This window comes from Prescottella equi, assembly GCF_020171745.1.
In the GTDB taxonomy this organism is placed as follows: domain Bacteria; phylum Actinomycetota; class Actinomycetes; order Mycobacteriales; family Mycobacteriaceae; genus Prescottella; species Prescottella equi_A.
Genome location: NZ_JAIVAH010000004.1, coordinates 219291 through 238369 on the forward strand (window position 1 = coordinate 219291; position 19079 = coordinate 238369).

Consider the following 19079-nt stretch of genomic DNA (forward strand, 5'->3'; position numbering starts at 1 on the left):
GTTCAGGCCTCTTCGAGTCGAACGTCCGAGGGAGACTTGTCGTCCCGCAGCCCACGCCACGCCGGGTGCCGCAGGCGCCCGGCGTCGGTGCGCTCCCGGTACCGCACCTCACCGACGACGCTCGGCATCACCCACACGGTGTCCCGGTCGACGTCCGGTATGTCGCCGGCGAAGGGACTGGAGTCGCGTTCGAGGGGCTTCAGCAACTCGTACAAACGTTCGCGTTCGCGCTCACTGAATCCGGTGCCGACCCGCCCGACGTACTGCAGTCCGGCCTTCTCGGGAATGCCGAGCAGCAGTGACCCGATGCCGGCGCCACGCGCGCCCCGGCCCCGCCGCCACCCGCCGATCACCACTTCCTGCGTGAGCCAGTTCTTCGTCTTGATCCACGCCGACCCGCGCCGTCCCGGCAGGTAGATCGAGTCGCGACGCTTCGCCACGACGCCCTCGAGGTCCGCGCTCTGCGCGCGCACGTCCGCGACGGTGCCGGTCAGTTGCGCCGGCACGTCGAGCCCGTCGGTGGCCGCCGCCAGGGCGTCGAGGATGCGCCGACGGTCGTCGTAGCGTTTTCGCAGCAGCGAGACACCGTCGAGGTACAGCACGTCGAACGCCCAGAACTGCGGCGCGCCACCGGCCTGCAGCGCGGGAAAGCTGGTGCGGCCGCGGGCGTCCAGACTCACCACCTCGCCGTCCAGTACCACCCGATGATCGTCCAGGATCGTGGCAAGCTCCTGCAACGCCGGATAGCGATCGGTCACATCGTTGCCCGCGCGACCCCGCAATCGCACTGTCGTACCGTCGAATTCGACGATCAGGCGGATACCGTCCCACTTGCCCTCGAATGCCCACTGCTCGGGGTCCAGCCCGTCGAGGGTGCCGGCGGTGGCGAGCATCGGGGCGAGTCCGCGGGGCAACTCGGCCGCGCCGTCGTCGTCCCTCATCAGGTGCATCAACCACTGGTCGCCCTCGGTGCGGATGAGCGCATACCGCCCCCGCACCCGCTGCCCATCCAAACGCACGATCACTTCGTCGTCGAGCCACTTCTCCGGCTCGTACGTTCCCGCGTCCCAGATGCTCACGGATCCACCGCCGTACTCGCCCTTGGGGATCGAGCCCGCGAAGCTCGCGTACTCGAGCGGGTGATCCTCGGTGTGGACGGCGAGACGGTTCTCCTTCGACGACGTCGGCAGTCCCCGGGGCACGGCCCACGACACCATGACGCCGTCGCGTTCGAGGCGGAAGTCGTAGTGCAGGCGTCGGGCGTGGTGCTCCTGGATCACGAACGAATTTCCCTCGCCGCCTTCGTCCGCGGTCTGCGGGATCGGCTCGGGTGTACGGTCGGCGTCCCGCTTGCGGCGGTACTCGGTGAGCGCGTCCATCCGCGGGTCGAGGTCGGCGATGAGGTCGCCGTCCCGTCGGAACCGGTCGAGCACCTCGTCGAACCGCAGATGCCGCAGCTCCGGATCCTCGAGTTCGTCCCACGTCCGGGGGGCCGCGACGGTGGGTGCGCTGCGCCCGCGCAGCGAGTACGGCGCGATGGTGGTCTTGGCCGCGTTGTTCTGGCTCCAGTCGACGAACACCCGGCCCGCCCGTACCGATTTCGCCATCGTCGCCGTCACCAGATCGGGGTGCAACTGTTCCAGGCTGGTCGCGACCTTCCGCGCGACGGTGGACGCACCGCCCGGCGCCAGCGTCCGGTCCAGCGGCACGTAGACGTGGATTCCCTTGCTGCCGCTGGTGACCGGGTACGCCGTCCAGCCGAGGGTCGCCACCAGGTCCCGTACCGCGGCGGCCACCCGCGCGCACTCCGGAAGGCCCACCCCGTCGCCGGGATCGAGGTCGAACACCAGCCGCGTCGCCGGTCCCGGTTCGCCGTCGACGAACCGCCACTGCGGGACGTGGACCTCGAGCGCGGCCTGCTGACCGATCCACACCAGGGCCGCGGCGGAATCGATCACCGGGTAGCGCACCGTCCGGTCCTTGTGGTGGACGGCGTGGCGCGCGAGCCAGTCCGGCGCGGACGCCGCGAGATTCTTCTCGAAGAACGACGGCTCGTCGACCCCGTTGGGCCAGCGCTTGCGGGTCACCGGACGATCCACGACGTGCGGCAGCATCGCCGGGGCGATCGCGGCGTAGTAGTCGATCACCTCGCCCTTCGTCACGGCGGGGTCGGTCGCGGTGGCCGGATAGAGCACCTTGTCGAGGCGGCTCAGCGCCACCCGTCGTCCGTCGATGGTGCGCGTCGGCATCGGCCACCTCCCGTCGCAGGTACGCACATTGTGCGCCCGCGGGCACCCGTTCTTGTCGCATTCCGGGCGCGAAGGCAAGATGACTGCGGTGTTGACCCCTCGACGACGCTCCGCGGTTCTCGCCGCGATCTGCCTCGCCGTCGTTCCCGCGACCGCGTGCACCATTTCCGACCCCGCCGACGCGGCGGACACCTCCGCTGCCGGGGACACCGCATCGCAGTCGGGCACGTGCGGCCCCGGGGGCGGGCTCACCTGGGCGCCCGGTGTTCTCACGATCGCAGCCGACGACCCCGCGCACGCGCCGTGGATCGTCGACAACGACCCCTCGAACGGTCTGGGCTACGAGGGCGCCGTGGCACGCGCGGTGTCGCAGCGCCTGGGGTACGCGCCCGATCAGGTGCGGTTCACCCGCGTCGACTTCGAGGACGCCCTCGCCCCGGGGCCGAAGAGCTTCGACTTCGACATCAACCAGTTCACGATCGTCGGCGACCGGCGGGACAGCGTCGACTTCTCGGCGCCGTACTACGCGGTGGCGCAGTCGGTGGTGGCGTTGTCCACCAATCCCGCGGCGCGGTCACGTTCCCTCGCCGATCTGACGGAGCTGCGCCTGGGCGCCCAGCGGAATTCGACGAGCCTGGCCGCGATCGAGGGCACCATCCGTCCCGCGAAGGCACCGAAGCCGTTCGACACCACCGACGCCGCGAAGGCGGCGCTGCAGGCCGGCGAGGTCGACGCGATCGTCGTGGACCTGCCCACCGGATTCCACATCACCAAGGAGCAGATCCCGGGCAGCGTCATCGTCGGGCAGTTCCCCCGCCCCAACGATGTCACCGAGTTCTACGGCGTGGTGCTCGAGAAGGACAGCCCGCTGACCGGGTGCGTGTCCGCAGCACTGGACGGCCTGTACGACGACGGCACCCTCGACGCCCTGATCGGGCAGTGGCTCACCGACAGCGCCGGTGCGCGGGTGCTGCAGTAGCAGGCCCCGCGGCCGGCGCCGCCGATCGGCTCAGAGGTCGAGATCGCGACCGATGATCTCCTTCATGATCTCGTTGGATCCGGCCCAGATCTTCGTGACGCGGGCGTCCATCCAGGCGCGCGCGACGCGGTACTCGCGCATGAACCCGTAGCCGCCGTGCAGCTGCACGCAGTGATCGAGCACCTCGTTCTGCACCTGCGCCGACCACCACTTGGCCTTGGCCGCGTCGACGGCGCTCAGACCGGCGTCGGCGTGCTCGGCCACCGCGGCGTCGATGTACGCCTGGGCGACCTCGATCTTCGTGACCAGTTCGGCCAGCAGGAACTTGTTGTGCTGGAACGAGCCGATCGAGTTCCCGAATGCCTTGCGCTCCTTGGCGTACTCGATCGTCTCGAGCAGGATCTGCTTGGCGTGCGCGACGTTGGTGATGGCGGCGCCGATCCGCTCCTGCGGCAGGCGCTCCATCATGGAGACGAACCCGGTGCCGGGCTCGCCCAGCATCGCGTCGGCGGGCAGCCGGACGTCGTCGAAGAACAGTTCCGCGGTGTCCGCCTCGGGCTGGCCCACCTTGTCGAGCTTGCGTCCGCGCTCGAAGCCGGGCAGCGAGGTGTCGACGAGGAAGAGGCTGATGCCCTTGGACCGCTGGGTCGGGTCGGTGCGCGCCGCCACCACCACGACGTCGGCGGTGTAGCCGTTGGTGATGAACGTCTTGGAGCCGTTGAGGATCCAGTCGGAGCCGTCCCGGACCGCCGTGGACTTCAGGCTGGCCAGGTCCGAGCCGGCGGACGGCTCGGTCATGCCGATCGCGGCCACCGCCTCACCGGCGGCCATCCGCGGCAGCCACTGCTGCTTCTGCTCCTCGGACGCGAGATCGACGACGTACGGGGTGACGATGTCGAAGTGGATGCCGAAGCTCGACGCCAGCGCCATGTTGACGGCGGCCAGCTCCTCGGTGGCGACCGCGTTGAACCGGTAGTCGCCGGCCTCGCCGCCGCCGTACGCCTCCGGGATCTCGAGCCCGAGGATGCCCTGCTTGCCGGCCTCGTGCCAGACCTCGCGCGCGATGAGCTTGTTCTCCGCGTACTCGTCCACGTTCGGCACCACATCGCGGGCCAGGAAATCGCGGACGGCCGAACGGAACTCCTCGTGATCGGCCGTGAAAACTGCTCTCTTCACTTCGCAACCCTTTCCGACTGAGCACTATCTGCTAAGCGTTCGCTTAGTTTGCGATGAGAGTGTGCGAAAGTCAACGCGGAAACGTCGACACCGGGTCGACGGAGCGGCGGAGGTCGGAACGGATGACATCGCGAACAGGAACCCGATCGGGCACGGCGGAGACGGACCGCCCGGCGGTCGAGGCCGAACAGCGACTGCTCGACGCCGCCCGCGACGCGTTCGCCGCGAAGGGCTACCACGGCACGAGCACGCGGGAGATCGCCGCCGGGGCCGGCATGAGCCCCGCCGCGATGTACATCCACTTCCGGTCCAAGCAGGACGTCCTCGCGAGGCTGAGCATCGAGGGGCACATCTCCGCACTCGCCGATCTCACCGCCGCCGTCGAATCACCCGGATCGCCTACCAAACGCCTGCGTGCGGCGGTGTATGCGTTCGCCTACTGGCACGCCGAGAACACCACGACCGCCCGGGTGGTGCAGTACGAATTGTCCCATCTGGACCCCGACAGTCATGCGCAGGTGGTGCGGTTGCGCCGCGACATTGTGAACACCGTGCGCTCGATCGTCGCAGACGGGTCGCGCAGCGGCGAGTTCGCGGTGGCCGACGTCGACGCCACCACCCTGGCGGTGCTGTCGCTGTGCATCGACACCGCCCGCTGGTACCCGTCGCGTGAACTGCACACCCCCGACGCGGTCGGCGCCGCGTTCGCGGCCCTCGCGGAGCGGATGGTCGGGGCGAACGGCTGAGCCCGCCCTCCCCGACCCACCGCTAAGCGATCGCTCAGAGTGCGGCGACCGAGTACTCCCCGGCGGCCTGACCGGTCAGGCGCCAGCCGCCGTCGATGCGGGTGAGCTCGGCGTCGGTGACGTTCACCGTGTCCAGTCGTGGCTGCTCGGCGCCCGGGTACCAGGCCTCGATGCGTCCGGTGCCGTTGCCGTGGAACCCTGTCCCCGTCACCTCGGTCAGGCCTGGAACGGCCCGCGGGTACGCGCGGGAGAGCGGCTCCGCGAACCCCTCGACGAGCCCCTGCTCTTCACCCGACGGGCAGTCGATGCGATTGAGGTTGCCCTGCGGCTTGGCCGTGTTGCCGTCCTTCACCGCGTGCGGGTCGCCACACGCCTGAGTCCACGACCACCACGCGCCCCCGATCCGGTGCGCGTTCATCGCATCGACGAACCGATGGACCTCACCCGCCTGGTCGTCCGGCTCACCGAACCAGCCCCACTCACCGGTCCACAGCGGCGCGCCGTACCAGTCCGCCGCCATCGCGGCGATCCGGAATCCGTCTTCGATCGAGGGGAATTCACTGCTGACGTTGATCGACTGGCTGTAGAGGTGCGGCGAGAACACGACCAGCGGATCGGCGAGATAGTGCCGCGGCGGCAGCGCATCGAATCCGAACGCCGACCAGAGCGCGCTGGGCTCGAAGATCACCAGATGCGGGAAGCCGCCCGCCTCGGCCTGCCGGATCGCCGCGATCGCCCGCTGGTAGAAGCGTCCGATCTGATCGGCCGCGGTGAACGGGTCCCGCAGGCCGGGGTTCGGCTCGTTGAGCAGGTCGTAGCCCACCACCGCAGGCTCGTCCTTGAACTCTGCGGCCAGGCGCGCCCACGTCTGCACCAGGTGGCCCTGCACGCCCTGTTCGTCGTCGTAGAACGCCTGGAATGCCCTGGCGACGGCCGGCGATGCCTCCCGCTGACCGCCGATGTTGCACGTCGTCCACCCACCGGTGAGCGTCGCCCATTCGGGAGCCCCGTCCCACCCGATCCCACGCTGCAGGAGCGGCGGGCAGTCCTGACCCTCGGGCGTTCCCACGTAGGGCCCCCACGCGTCCTGATGCATGTCGAGGACGGTGTAGATGCCGTTGTCCTTCGCATCCTGCACGGCGTCACGGATCCGGCCGACGTACGCGGCGTCGAAGGCGCCGGGGGTCGGCTCCAGCGCCGACCACGCGACGTTCAACCGCACCACGTTGAAGCCGAGCGCCGCCATATCTTCGAAGTCCGTCCGGTCCAGCGGCGCGACCGTCGGCAGTCCGGTCCCGTTGGACGCGTAGTCGTTGAGCCCGTTGACGTTGGCACCGCGCAGCAGCACAGTCCGCCCGTCGACGTCCTTGATGGTGCCGTCCTCGACAGTCAGCCGCGGAAGCGTCCAGCCGTCGGACACCGGCGGGACCGGCGCCGCTACCGCGGCCGGCACGGCCTGGAGAGTCAGAGCCGCGAGGGCGACCATCAGCAGTACGCGCACGAGGAGCCTTCCTGTACAACCGTCCAAGTGAACGAGAGCTTAGGTCGACGCCCGGGGCAGTACGGGTGAAACGTCCAAAGTCTCACTCACGAAACGTCTCTCGCCAGGCTTCCGCGAATCACGCCAGCTCGCGCTTGAGGATCTTCCCGGTAGCGGTCATCGGTAGTTGCTCGACGAGCCGGACCTCGCGCGGGTACTTGTAACTCGCCATCCGCTCCTTCGACCACGCGATGAGATCCGCGGCGGAGACCTCGGTTCCGGGTGCCGGGATCACATAGGCCCGCACCTCCTCGCCGTGGCGCTCGTGTGGGATGCCGACGACGGCGGCCAGCGACACCGCGTCGTGCGTCATGAGGACCTCCTCGATCTCGCGCGGGTAGACGTTGAACCCACCGCGCACGATCATGTCCTTGGCCCGGTCCACGATGTAGTAGAAGCCGTCCGCGTCCCGGCGTGCGAGGTCGCCGGTGCGGAACCACCCGTCCCGCATCGCCTCCGCGGTCGCCTCCGGTCGGCCGTGATAGCCCTTCATGACGTTGTGACCGCGGATGGCGATCTCGCCCACGGTGTCCGCGCCCTCGACGGTGTTCCAGTCCCGGTCGACCAGGCGCACGTCCACGCCCCACAGCGGGACGCCGATCGATCCGGCCCGCGGGGCCTGCTCCGGATCGCTGAACAGCGCGACCGGCGACGTCTCCGACAGCCCGTAGCCCTCCAGGATCTGCACCCCGAACCGCGCCGCGAAACGCTCGAGGATCTCGACGGGCAGCGCGGCACCCCCGGAGATCGCCTTGCGGAGATTTCCGGCGATCCGCTCGACGTCCACCGAATCGTCGACGGCACCGAGCAGACCCCAGTACATCGTCGGCACGCCCGCGAACATCGTGATCGACTCGCGCTCCATGATCTCCAGCGCCGCGCCGGCGTCGAAGCGTGGCAACAGCACCAGAGTCGCACCCACCGAGAAGCCGGCGTTCATGTTGATCGTCTGCCCGAAGGAATGGAACAGCGGCAGGGTGAGCAGATGGGTGTCCGGCAGGCTCGGTGTGCTGTCGAACAACCGGTCGGCGGCGATCGCGTTCATCACCATGTTCGAGTGGGTGAGCTCCGCACCCTTGGGCTGACCTGTGGTTCCGCTCGTGTAGAGGATCACCGCGGTGTCGGTCGCCTCGCACGCCGCCGCCTCGAACGTCGTCGGCTGTGCGGGAAGCACGTCCGACAGCGAGGTGACGCCGTCCCCGGCGAGGACCGCCGAGCCGTCGATGACGAACATCGTGCGGCACGATCCGGCGGCCCGGAAGCCCTCCCGCCCGTACTCCCCGATCGGCAACTCCGGCCCACCCTCGAAGCAGAAGTACGCCGCCGCCCCGCAGTCCTGCAGGTGGTACGCGATCTCGCGACCCTTCAGCAGAACGTTGAGCGGCACGACGACCGCACCGGCCTTGAGGATCCCGTAGTAGACGATCGGGAACCACGGGAGGTTCGGACACGAGATCGCGACCCGGTCGCCGGGCTCGATCCCGGACGCGACGAGGAGGTTCGCGATCTGGTTCGCGAGGCCATCGGTCTCGGCGTAGGTGAACCGGGCATCCCCCAGCACCAGCGCGTCGCGGTTCGGGTACTTGCGGGCCGAGTCTTCCAGGAACATGGACAGATTGAGCATCGAAGCGTTCTTCTCTCGGGCGGCGATCGTGACGGTCAGTGGCTCGGCGCGGGCGCGGCGCCGATCGTGGTGAGCAGTTCGTCGAGAAGTTCGCCGGCGCGCGGCCATTCGCCGTAGCCGGAGGCCGGGTTGAGGTGCCCGACCTCACCGAGGTCGACGAGCCTGCTGCCCCACGCGTGTGCCATATCGACCACGGCGGTGAACTCGGCGAGCGGATCGTTGCGGCTGGCGGCGACAATGCTCGGGAACGGCAACATGCTGCGCGGGACCGGGTTCCATCCGTTCGCGTCGAGATCCGACAGCGTCGGATAGCCGGCAGGCAGCGGCGTGGAGAAGTCCGGCGGGGTGGCCAGGATCGCGCCCGCGACCGGGCGGTCGTGTCGGGCGGCCCAGTGCACGGTGATCATCACCCCGGCGCTGTGCGCAACCAGCACGACGGGGCCGTCGATGTCGGTCAGGACGGCGTCCAGCGCGGCCACGCGTGCGTCCAGGCCGAGCCTGTCGTGCTCGAGTGTCGGGACGATGCGGACGCTGTCCAGGCCGGCGGCCAACAGGGTCTGCCAGTGATCCTCGACGTGATCGCGCAGTCCGGGAACGATCACGACGGTCGGGGAAACGGAGCTGCTCAAGGCATGCCCTCCAGGAGAAATCGATGCGGACGGACGGGGCGGGGACACCTGTGGGCGTCCCCGCCCCACCGAGGGGTGCTGTCGCAGACGGGTGACAGCGGGTCAGGCGTGCTGGGTGAAGCCGACCTGGCCGGGCTGACGGTTCGGCGCGTAGCCGAGCTTGGCGAGGGTCTCGTCGGCGTCGGCGTACGTGGTGCCGATCCTGTAGATGTCGCGGGCCTCCTTGCCGGTAGCCACCTCGCGGCCGAGTTCCTTGGCGACGCGTACCAGCTGTCGGACCTGCTCGGCGGAGGTGATCTTGACCTCGCCGTTCGGTTCCCACAGGTTGTCCTCGTTGCCGCAGCGGGTGTGCAGACCCATCGCCATCGCCATCGTGTTGACCGGGAGCACGCTGCGCATCAGCGTCTCGAGGGTCAGGCACGCGCCGTCCGGGACCCGGTCGATGAACTGCATCATGTTGTACGGGTTGGGGCCGTCGAAGCCACCGCCGATCGCAACCCACGTCAGGTTCAACGGCCCGGTGTAGACGCCGCGGCGGATCAACCGTTCGACCGTCTCGAGCTGCGGGATGGACGAGAGCTGGAAGTGCGGCTGGATGCCGGCGGCCTGCAGACGACGCAGGTGCTCCTCGACCCACTCGGGTCCGGCGGGAACGGTCATCTCGCGGTAGGTCGCGGCGAGGTCGGCGTTCTCCAGCGAGGTGCCCTTGATGTCACCCGGCGTCATCAGCTCCATGATGTTCATCTGGCTGGTGTTGATCGCGATCGTGACCTGGTCCGGCTTCGGGTCCAGTTCGGCGAGCATGTGACGGACGTTGTCCGGCAGCCACTTCGCGTCGGCTCCGTCACCTTCCGGTGCGAACGAGATGGAGCCGCCGACCTGCAGGATCATGTCCGGCACAGCCTCCCGCAAACGGCCGAGGAGCTCGTTGAACTTCGACAGCCGCTTCGAACCCTTGCCGTCCTCCTCGCGGACGTGGATGTGCAGCACGGTCGCGCCGGCCTCGTAGCAGTCGACGGCCTGCTGGACATGCTCGTCCATCGTCAGCGGCAGGTCCTCGGGGAAGTCCTCCACCGCCCATTCCGGGCCGTACGGCGCGACGGTGATGACCAGCTTGTCCTGGTTCTCGGGGAAGAGTGCATCGTCATGGAAATGCATTGCGTAACTCCGTTTCTGAATAGGTGTGCGGCTGAAGCAAGACTCAGAAGGGACGGTCGCCGACGATCCCGGCACGCTCCATCTTTCGAACCGCCGGCCAGTAGTCCTGGACCGCGTAGTGCTGCGTCGAACGGTTGTCCCAGATCGCGACGCTGTTCCGGGTCCAGCGCCAGCGCACCTGGTATTCCGGGATGGTGGCCTGACTCTGCAGGTACCGCAGCAGCTCGCCGGCGCCGGGCGCGTAATCGATTCCGCACCTGACGTTCTCGGCGGTGTGGAAGTTCGTCAGGTGCGTCGTGAAGCTGTTGACGAACAGGATCTTCTCCCCTGTCTCCGGGTGGATGCGGACCACCGGGTGCTCCGCGTCCGGGAAGCGGTCCTTGAGTTCGAGGCGCTTGTCCATCGGCAGCCGGGCACCGAACGACGCTTCGATGCTGTGCCGCGCCCGCAGACCCTCGATCTTCTCCTTGACGTCCTGGGGCAGTCGCTCGTACGCCAGGGCCATGTTGACCCAGATCGTGTCGCCACCGACGGCGGGACCCTCGACGCACCGCAGCACGCATCCCATCGGCGGGTTCGCGCGCCACGTCGCATCGCAGTGGTAGGCGTTCTCGAACGCCTCGGGGGCGCTGTCGAGATCCTTGTAGATCCGGACCAGACCGGGATGGTCCGGATCGCTCCCGACGACGGGGTGGTCCTCGAGCGCACCGAACCGCTGTGCGAGCGCCACATGCTCGTCGCGGCTCATGTCCTGGTCGCGGAAGAACAGCACCTTGTGCTCGAGCAGACGCGACTTCAGTTCCGCGAAGAGGTCGTCGTCACGGGCGACGTCCGCGAGATCGACACCGTGAACTTCCGCACCGATACTGCAGGTCAGGGGGCGTGCGTCCATCGACGCGAGGGGCGTCGGACGAGCGTGCGCGAGGCTTTCGACGATGGTCATCGACTCTCTCCTGTTCATGCTCGGAAGAAGGATCAGAACGAGAAGACGGACGAGCCGATGCTGATGCCCGACTCCAGGTCTCGGTGAGCCTGTTCGGCCTCCTCGAGCGCGTAGTGCTGGTTGATCTCGATCCGGATGCGGCCGGCCGCGACGTGGCCGAACAGTTCGCCCGCGAGTTCGGCGCGTTCGGCCGGATCGGCGATGTAGTCGGCGAGCGCCGGGCGGGTCACGAAGAGAGAGCCCTTGACCGCGAGCTCCATGGCGTTGATCGGCGGGATCGGACCGGACGCCGTCCCGAACGCCACGAGCAGGCCGCGGCGCGCCAGCGAGTCGATCGACGACTGGTAAGTGGTCGCGCCGATGCTGTCGTAGACGACGGGCACACCGGCGCCGTCGGTGAGTTCACGGACCCGCTCGGCGACGTTCTCCCGCTTGTAGACGATGACCTCACCGCAGCCGTGGGCGCGGGCCACCTCGGCCTTCTCGTCGCTGGATACGGTGCCGATGACGTTGATCCCCAGCAGCTTTGCCCACTGACAGAAGATCAGACCGACACCGCCGGCGGCGGCGTGCAGCAGCACGGTGTCGCCCGCCTTCAGTGAAGGAGCGATCCGGCGCAACAGGTACGACGTGGTGAGCCCGCGCATCGTCATCGCGGCCGCGGTCTCGAACGCGATGCCGTCCGGCAGCGCGATCAGGTGTTCGGCGGGCATCACGCGCTCGGTGCTGTATGCGCCCAGTGGGCTGCCGGTGTAGGTGACCCGGTCGCCCTCCGCGAAGCCCTCCACCCCGACGCCGACCGCCTCGACGACGCCCGCCGCCTCGACGCCCATTCCCGCAGGCAGCGGGGCCGGGTAGAGCCCGGTGCGGAAGTACGTGTCGGCGAAGTTCAGCCCGACCGCCTCGTGCCGGACCCGGACCTCGCCCGGACCTGGATCGCCGACGTCCACGGCTTCCCACTTCAGGACTTCCGGTCCACCGGTCTCGTAGAAGCGGATCGCTTTTGCCATTGCCTTCTCCTTGATCTCGAATCGACGCCGAGCGGGCCGGCTCACCTGCGCGACTGTGCGGAACAATCCGCGCAGCAACCCCTTTCGAGTCTCGACGCCCACCGAACCGGATCCCGCGAACTCGCCTCGACCGAGAACGGCCGGCGAATCGCGGGACAACGCCGGTGTGACTCATCTGACACGACACTATCGATCCGTGACGCACCACACATGCCCTCACGGGACATATTTCTTTCCTTTTCGGGACACCAGTGTGATCCAGGCAATATGCCCGCCGACACACTCTCGACTCGACTGTGCCCGGTCGCACACTTACCCTCGGGGGACATCACGACCATCCCGAGGAGGTGGTGCGGGTGGCCAAGCCTCTCGCGCGGTACGCCGCCCTGACCGGATACATCGAGGTCAGCCGCACGCTGGGCATCGATCCGGTACAGCTGCTGCGAACGGTCGGCCTCGACCCGTCGAGCCTGGATCTCCAGGATCGATGGATCCCCGCCGCGTCCGTGGCGCGACTGCTCGAACTGTCGTCGGCAGCCTCCGGCCGTCCCGACTTCGCACTCAAGCTCGCCGAGCACCGGCGTCTGTCCACCCTGGGGCCGCTCAGCGTGAGCATCCGCGAGGAACCGGACGCGCGGAGCGCACTCCGGATGCTGATCCGGTACCAGCACATGTACAACGAGGCCCTGCACATCCGCATGACCGAGAGGGACGGACTGTCCGCGATCCAGGTCAGCATCGAACCCGGCGAACCGATGCCGGTCCGGCAGTCGATCGAGCTCGCCGTGACGGTCGTTCACCAACTGCTCCGCAACCTGCTCGGGGAGCGATGGCACCCGGTCTCCGTCTGCTTCGAGCACGGCCGGCCCGCGGACGATTCCACGCATCGCCGCATGTTCGGCACACCGCCGACCTTCGACAGCGACTTCAGCGGGATCGTCACCTACACAGGCGATCTGAACGAGCCGAATCGCCTGTCGGATCCCGGACTGCGCTCGTACGCCAAGCAGTTCCTCGACACGTTGTCGGAGCCCGCACAGCCCACGATCGAGGGACGCGTCCGCGAACTGGTCGAACTACTGCTTCCGACGGGCCGGTGCTCCATCGACCAGGTGGCCCGCAGCCTCGGGGTCGACCGGCGCACGGTCCATCGTCATCTCGCGAAGTCGGGTCAGACGTTCACCGGCGTCCTCGACACGACGCGTGCCGAACTCGCGAACCGGATGGTGCGCGGGACCCGGTACTCGTTCACGGAGATCTCCGAGATGCTCGCCTTCTCGACACCGAGCAGCTTCTCGCGCTGGTTCCACCAGCAGTTCGGCACCAGTCCGCGGGAGTGGCGCAAGCAGGCCGCGGCGAGCGGCGCCGCCAGGGTCGGCGCCTGACCGACCGGCACCCCCGGAAACGGGCATCGAGCGCACACAGGTGTCCCGAGATGCACAGAATGACGTCCCAGAGGGGTAATTAATGTGAACAGAGTCGATATAGCGTGATGTGCGCCACTTCTCATCGCGCGCTGTAGCGCGCACCACATCCGCATTCGACTTTCGGTGAAACGAGCGCTGCCATGACCATGAGCCCAGAGCCGACACCCACCCCGACGATCGACCGCATGCAGCAAGAGGGAAACTGGAATCCACTGTGGGACAGACTCTCCCAGTGGGATCCCGAATGGACCGAACAGTTCATGGCGATGAACGCCACGCCGATTCGACGCGGGGTGTTTCCGCCGGAGTTCGTCGAACTGCTCAGTATCGCGATCGACGCCGCGGCCACGCACCTGTACGCCCCCGGCGTTCGCCGGCACATCCGAGCGGCACTCGAACTCGGTGTCACCCGCGAGCAGATTCTCACGGTGCTCCAGATGGTCAGCGTCCTCGGGATCCACGCCTGCAACCTCGGGGTGCCGATCCTCGAGGAGGAACTCGCCGCGTTCGAAGCCCGGCCGTAGCGCCGCGCGCCGCCGCGAACCGCCTCTCCCTCTCCCCCAGTCCATCCGCCTTCAGGAGCAACCATGGGACTGCCTCTCACCTCGACCGACCAGCACGCCGGTACCACCGACGCCGACGACACCGGCCAGGCGGTCACCGCCGCGCCCCTCCGCCCCCGATCCCGGCTCTATCCGTGGATCGTCGCCGCTCTGGCGTTCGCGCTGCTGCTGTCGGACTACATGTCCCGCCAGGTCCTCAGCGCGGTCTTCCCGATGCTCAAGGCCGAGTGGGCGCTGTCCGATTCCCAGTTGGCATCGCTCACCAGCGTCGTCGCACTGATGGTCGGCCTGTTGACGTTCCCACTGTCCCTGCTCGCCGACAGGTGGGGTCGGGTCCGCAGTCTGGTCCTCATGGCCGTGATGTGGAGCCTCGCAACGCTGTGCTGTGCGATCGCGTCCAACTACGAACAGATGTTGGCGGCGCGGTTCTTCGTGGGCGTCGGCGAGGCCGCGTACGGCAGTGTCGGCATCGCCGTGGTGCTGAGCGTGTTCTCCCCCCGGCTGCACTCGTCGCTCAGCGGCGCCTTCATGGCCGGCGGATCCTTCGGTTCCGTGGTCGGAGTCTCGCTCGGTGGCGTGATCGCCGTGAACGTCGGATGGCGGTGGTCGTTCACCGCGATGGCGGTACTGGGACTGATCCTCGCCGCACTGTTCCGGGCCGTGGTCACCGAGTCCCGGCTCGCGAGGTACGCCGTGCACGACGATCCCGTCGCCCCGTCCGACGCCTCCGCCCCGACCGCACCGGTCATCCGCGTCCCTGTGTCGACCCTGTTCACGAATCGTGCCGTGTGGTGCGCCTACCTCGCCGGCGGCTTCCAGATGTTCACCGCGGCCGTCCTGTTGTCGTGGACACCCAGCTTCTTCAACCGGTACTACGGCATGGCACCGGACAAGGCCGGCGGGGTCGCCGCGCTGTTCGTCCTGTTGGTCGGCACGGGAATGGTGGTGTGCGGCATGATCACCGACCGCGTGAGCCGCACCGATCCGGCCCGCAAGTGGATGGCCGCCGTCGCGTACTGCACGATCGCCCTGCTGTCACTCGGCATCGGGCTCCAGCTCGGTACCGGCGCACCCCAGCTGATCCTCCTCGGGATCGGCGCCTTCTTCTCGGCCGGGTGCTCGGGTCCGACGGCCGCCATGGTCGCCGGCCTCACCCACGAATCGGTCCGTTCGTCGGCTCTGGGTACACTCACCATCGCCAACAATGTTCTCGGTTTGGCGTTGGGCCCCTTCGTCATCGGCATCCTCGCCGATCGACTGGGACTTCTCGAGTCGCTGCAGCTCGCGCCTCTCTTCTACGTCCTCGCCATCGTCGTGCTGCTCGTCGGCAAGCGCGTCTACCCTGCGGGACTGCGCAAGCTCGCATCGCAGAGCACTGCCTCCGCCTGACCCCACGATCGCCGAGACAGTCGGAGACGGAAAGGTATTCATGAGCAAGATCTATGCATCGGCCGCTGCGGCGGTCGCGGACATCCCGTCCGGAGCGTCCCTCGCCGTCGGAGGGTTCGGGCTGTGCGGCATCCCCGACATCCTGATCGCCGCCCTCGCGGCCGGCCCGGAGACGGACTTCGAGGTGTTCTCGAACAACTGCGGCACCGACGGGCACGGCCTCGGAATCCTGCTCGAGGACGGCAGGATTCGCCGGGTCACGGCGTCCTACGTCGGGGAGAACAAGGAGTTCGCGCGCCGGTACCTGTCGGGCGAACTCGAGGTGGAGTTGACCCCGCAGGGCACACTCGCAGAGAAGATGCGGGCGGGCGGGGCCGGGATCCCGGCGTTCTTCACGCCGTCGGGCGTCGGCACCCCCATCTCGGAGGGCGGACTGCCGTGGCGCTATGCCCCGGACGGTTCGGTGGCACTCGCGTCGCCGCCCAAGGAGGTGCGGGCGTTCGGCGGTCGCGACTACGTGTTGGAGGAGGCGATCACCGCCGACTTCTCGCTGGTGCACGCCATGGTCGGCGACACCGAGGGAAACCTGGTCTTCAACAAGGCCGCGATGAACTTCAACCCGCTCGCCGCGATGGCCGGCCGGGTGTGCATCGCCCAGGTCGAGGTGATCGTCGAGGCCGGGGAACTCGATCCCGAGCAGGTGCATCTGCCGGGCATCTTCGTCGACAGGATCGTCCACATCGGACAGCAGGACAAGAAGATCGAGAAGCGGACCGTCTCGGCCGCGAAGGAGGGCACCCGATGACCGCGGTGGTGGAGACCGTCGGCTGGACGCGCGAGCAGATGGCCGCGCGGGCCGCACGCGAACTCGTGTCCGGCGAGTACGTCAACCTCGGAATCGGCTTGCCCACAATGATTCCGAACCATCTGCCCGACGGCGTCGCGGTGACGCTGCACAGCGAGAACGGCATCCTCGGCACCGGCCCCTACCCCACCGAGGCCGAGGTGGACCCGGACCTGATCAACGCCGGCAAGGAGACCGTGACCGTCGACGCCGGAGCGTCGTTCTTCGACTCCGCCACCAGTTTCGGGATGATCCGCGGCGGCCACATCGACACCGCGGTGCTCGGCGGCATGCAGGTCTCCGCGACCGGCGACCTCGCCAACTGGATGGTGCCGGGGAGGATGGTCAAGGGCATGGGCGGGGCGATGGACCTGGTGCACGGTGCCCGCCGGGTCATCGTGCTCATGGAACACACCGACAAGACCGGGGCCTCGAAGGTCGTCGGACGCTGCACGCTGCCGCTCACCGGACGCGCCGTGGTCGACCGCATCATCACCGACCTTGCGGTGATCGACGTGACCGATGCCGGCCTCGTCCTCCGCGAGTGCGCTCCGGGGGTGACCGAGGACGCGGTCCGCGCGGCCACCGACACCGTCCTGATCTGACGGCATCCGGGTGGGCTGCGCACGGGGGCAGCCCACCCGAATGTCAGCTGGTGGCCCGGCTGCGCATCGCGTCGACGAACACACCGGGGATCTCGGCGGGCGTGCGCGCAACGTGGCTGGTTCCGCCGGTGGCGGCCGAGATCTTCTGCAGGACAGCCGCGTCGGCGTCCTCGGTGATGCCGATCGTGACGATGATGACCGGACGTGCCGGGTCCTGCTCCCGCTTCAGGGTCGCGAGCAGTTCGTCGAGCGAGATCGTCGACGGGTCCTCGTTGGCGCCGTCGGTGAGCAGGATGACGCTGTTGATCGCGGCCGGGTCGTAGCCCTCCTTGACCTTTCGGAACGCGGCGAGCGTCGTGTCGTACAGCCCGGTGCCGCCCTTGACGAGCGTGGGCAGCGTGCGGACCGCGTCGGTCAGGCGCTGCCGGTGGCTGACGCCGTCGACCGTCTCGTCCAGACGGCGGATCGGGGCCAGTTCCTTGTAGTCCTGTCCTCCCCCGCCCAGCCCGATCGAGAACGCCCACAGCCCCAGCTGTGCGTTGTCCGGGAACAGCCGGGCGCCGGTCTCGCTGGCCTGGACCGTCAGCGCGATCCGGGTCTCGGGACCGGCCTGCTCGGCCATCGAACCCGAGACGTCCTCCACCACGAGCGCGCGGGACGGCAACGCCAGCACCGCGTACCGGCGCAACACCTTCGCCGTCTCCGTCGGGTCCGCGACCGTCAGCACCGCGACGTCTCCGACACCGCGACCGGCGTCGAGCGGCGCCCGGTCCGGTTCACGGAACCCGCGCTGCGTCAGGGCGGCCCGGCCCGAATCGGATCCCATCGCCTCGGCCAGCGCGACGCCGGCCTTGCGGGCGTCGTCGTGCTCGGACCCGGCTGCGGTCGCCACGACCGGGTAGTCGAGGAACACCGCTCCCGAGTTCGGCGTCGTCATCTCGAGCCGAACGGTCGAGTCACCCGCGTTCTGCCCCACCACCTGCTGCTCGGTAGCGATGGCGATGCCGCCGTCCGATGCGACGGCCGCGAGCCGCGCCGCGGGATCGGTCTGGTGCATGTTGGCGGCCTGAGCCTGGGCGAGCGGGACGAGCGCCCCGGGCACCGCGTCGGCGGCGATGGTGCCCGCGTCGGCCTCCGACAGGGCGCCGACGATGGGGGCGCCCGAGATGCTGCTGGTGAGCGGGTCACCGATCTTCAGGCCCTGCAACTGCAGTGCGCTCAGCCATGTCGCGAAGAACGGCATGTCACCCTCGCGGGACGCGATGACGACCGGTGTCGCGGCGATCGACGGGGCCGCGACGTCGAAGAGGGTGCCCGTGCCGCTGCTGGCCTTCGCGACCCACTGGGTCGAATCCGGAATCCACAGGTCCGGGCCGGCCTGCTGCCCGGGCTCGCCGAGCGCGTCCATCCCGGAGGCGGCCTCGATCCGGAAGCTGCGGCAGCCGAGATCCTCGGCCGACGCCGACGAGGTGACTTCGGTGAGGACCGGCGAGATCGACGGGTCCGCGGCCACCACGTACTCGGTCACCGAATCGCACCCGCCGCCCATCCGGTCGACGACGAAATACGCGCCGACGCCCACGACGACCACCGCCGCGAGGCCGATCGCCCCGTACTTCACGAGCGGCGACGTCGCCGCCGCGGATTTCGCGCGCGGCGCGCTGTGACGACCGGCCATGTCTTCGAGACCTCCGTAGGGATCGCGTTCCGGCCGGGCCGCCGGTCGCGTTGTGCGGGTTCCGCCGGATCAGGCGTAGAGGGTGACGAACTTCTGCAGCGAGCCTTCGATGTCGCCGCGCAGCGCCTTCGCCACGCCCGACCCGATGGGGCCGAACAGCGGCGCGCCGCCGAGATCGATGTCGAGCGCGACGACCGCGCCGACCGCGGACGGCTCGACGCTGAGCACCAGGCCGAGCTTCACGCCGCCCTTGCCGTCCCCCTTCAGGACCAGGCTTCGCGGCGGGTTGTACTGCTTCAATGTCCACTTCACACGGTTACGCAGGCCCTTGACGGAGACGACCGAGCTGACGACGGTCCCGGCGCGCAGTTCCTCGGGGAGATCGCTGCGCCAGCCCTCGTGAATGCTGAGCCACTGTTCGAACTCGCTCAGATCCGACGCCCGATTCCACGCGTCCTCCGGACTCAGCGGCACGTCGACGGACACCTTCAGCTTGGCCATTGTCGGATCGTAACCAAA

General features: G+C 68.6%; 17 protein-coding genes. 7 read left to right on the forward strand and 10 right to left on the reverse strand.

Annotation, left to right across the window (positions count from 1 at the left end; all coding sequences use genetic code 11):
- Nucleotides 1-2: 2 nt before the first annotated feature.
- Complete coding sequence (locus LCL87_RS02390; RefSeq protein ID WP_225016257.1) at nucleotides 3-2249, reverse strand: ATP-dependent DNA ligase; 2247 nt, start codon at nucleotides 2247-2249, stop codon at nucleotides 3-5.
- Between the two features lie 79 nt (nucleotides 2250-2328).
- On the opposite strand from LCL87_RS02390, the gene LCL87_RS02395 reads away from it, so the two are divergent.
- Nucleotides 2329-3228 carry an ABC transporter substrate-binding protein gene (locus tag LCL87_RS02395; protein WP_225016259.1) on the forward strand — a complete coding sequence of 300 codons (900 nt, stop codon included), beginning with the start codon at nucleotides 2329-2331 and terminating at the stop codon, nucleotides 3226-3228.
- Nucleotides 3229-3258: 30 nt separating this feature from the next.
- Here LCL87_RS02395 and LCL87_RS02400 read toward each other — a convergent pair whose 3' ends face one another.
- Nucleotides 3259-4404 (reverse strand): acyl-CoA dehydrogenase family protein, encoded by a 1146-nt coding sequence (locus LCL87_RS02400; protein WP_225016260.1) that lies wholly within the window; start codon nucleotides 4402-4404, stop codon nucleotides 3259-3261.
- 122 nt (nucleotides 4405-4526) lie between these two features.
- Here LCL87_RS02400 and LCL87_RS02405 point away from each other — a divergent pair, with 122 nt between their 5' ends.
- The gene (locus LCL87_RS02405; RefSeq protein WP_225016262.1) at nucleotides 4527-5150 is read left to right on the forward strand and encodes a TetR/AcrR family transcriptional regulator; all 624 of its coding nucleotides are present in this window, start codon (nucleotides 4527-4529) and stop codon (nucleotides 5148-5150) included.
- Nucleotides 5151-5184: 34 nt separating this feature from the next.
- Here LCL87_RS02405 and LCL87_RS02410 read toward each other — a convergent pair whose 3' ends face one another.
- The 6 genes from LCL87_RS02410 to LCL87_RS02435 all read right to left on the reverse strand — a co-directional run bounded on the left by LCL87_RS02410 (nucleotide 5185) and on the right by LCL87_RS02435 (nucleotide 12054).
- Nucleotides 5185-6651 carry a cellulase family glycosylhydrolase gene (locus tag LCL87_RS02410; protein WP_225016264.1) on the reverse strand — a complete coding sequence of 489 codons (1467 nt, stop codon included), beginning with the start codon at nucleotides 6649-6651 and terminating at the stop codon, nucleotides 5185-5187.
- 118 nt (nucleotides 6652-6769) lie between these two features.
- On the reverse strand, nucleotides 6770-8314 hold the full coding sequence (locus LCL87_RS02415) for a long-chain-fatty-acid--CoA ligase (RefSeq protein ID WP_225016266.1): 1545 nt from the start codon (nucleotides 8312-8314) through the stop codon (nucleotides 6770-6772).
- A 35-nt stretch (nucleotides 8315-8349) separates the two neighbouring features.
- The gene (locus tag LCL87_RS02420; protein ID WP_225016268.1) at nucleotides 8350-8943 is read right to left on the reverse strand and encodes an alpha/beta fold hydrolase; all 594 of its coding nucleotides are present in this window, start codon (nucleotides 8941-8943) and stop codon (nucleotides 8350-8352) included.
- 102 nt (nucleotides 8944-9045) lie between these two features.
- Nucleotides 9046-10101 carry a beta-keto acid cleavage family enzyme gene (locus tag LCL87_RS02425; RefSeq protein WP_225016270.1) on the reverse strand — a complete coding sequence of 352 codons (1056 nt, stop codon included), beginning with the start codon at nucleotides 10099-10101 and terminating at the stop codon, nucleotides 9046-9048.
- A 43-nt stretch (nucleotides 10102-10144) separates the two neighbouring features.
- A complete protein-coding gene (locus LCL87_RS02430; RefSeq protein ID WP_225016682.1) occupies nucleotides 10145-10993 on the reverse strand; it encodes a TauD/TfdA family dioxygenase in 849 nt (282 codons plus the stop codon).
- Between the two features lie 83 nt (nucleotides 10994-11076).
- Nucleotides 11077-12054, reverse strand: a complete 978-nt coding sequence (locus LCL87_RS02435) for a quinone oxidoreductase family protein (protein WP_225016272.1) — start codon at nucleotides 12052-12054, stop codon at nucleotides 11077-11079.
- Nucleotides 12055-12410: 356 nt separating this feature from the next.
- Between LCL87_RS02435 and LCL87_RS02440 the strand changes: the two genes are divergently transcribed.
- The 5 genes from LCL87_RS02440 to LCL87_RS02460 all read left to right on the forward strand — a co-directional run bounded on the left by LCL87_RS02440 (nucleotide 12411) and on the right by LCL87_RS02460 (nucleotide 16882).
- Nucleotides 12411-13439, forward strand: coding sequence for an AraC family transcriptional regulator (locus tag LCL87_RS02440; RefSeq protein ID WP_225016274.1), 1029 nt, complete (start codon nucleotides 12411-12413; stop codon nucleotides 13437-13439).
- Nucleotides 13440-13621: 182 nt separating this feature from the next.
- Complete coding sequence (locus LCL87_RS02445) at nucleotides 13622-14005, forward strand: carboxymuconolactone decarboxylase family protein (RefSeq protein ID WP_225016277.1); 384 nt, start codon at nucleotides 13622-13624, stop codon at nucleotides 14003-14005.
- Between the two features lie 63 nt (nucleotides 14006-14068).
- Nucleotides 14069-15433 (forward strand): MFS transporter, encoded by a 1365-nt coding sequence (locus tag LCL87_RS02450; RefSeq protein WP_225016279.1) that lies wholly within the window; start codon nucleotides 14069-14071, stop codon nucleotides 15431-15433.
- Nucleotides 15434-15473: 40 nt separating this feature from the next.
- Nucleotides 15474-16238, forward strand: a complete 765-nt coding sequence (locus tag LCL87_RS02455; protein WP_225016281.1) for a CoA transferase subunit A — start codon at nucleotides 15474-15476, stop codon at nucleotides 16236-16238.
- Nucleotides 16235-16882: a CoA transferase subunit B gene (locus LCL87_RS02460; RefSeq protein ID WP_225016283.1), complete on the forward strand. Its 648-nt coding sequence runs from the start codon at nucleotides 16235-16237 to the stop codon at nucleotides 16880-16882. The genes LCL87_RS02455 and LCL87_RS02460 overlap by 4 nt, the downstream gene beginning before the upstream one ends.
- Before the next feature lie 43 nt (nucleotides 16883-16925).
- Here the strand turns inward: LCL87_RS02460 and LCL87_RS02465 are convergent, their stop codons facing one another.
- Both LCL87_RS02465 and LCL87_RS02470 read right to left on the reverse strand, forming a co-directional pair.
- Entirely contained in the window at nucleotides 16926-18560 is a 1635-nt protein-coding gene (locus LCL87_RS02465) for a substrate-binding domain-containing protein (protein WP_225016285.1), read from the reverse strand.
- A gap of 69 nt (nucleotides 18561-18629) precedes the next feature.
- Entirely contained in the window at nucleotides 18630-19061 is a 432-nt protein-coding gene (locus tag LCL87_RS02470) for a type II toxin-antitoxin system Rv0910 family toxin (protein ID WP_225016287.1), read from the reverse strand.
- Nucleotides 19062-19079 lie beyond the last annotated feature (18 nt).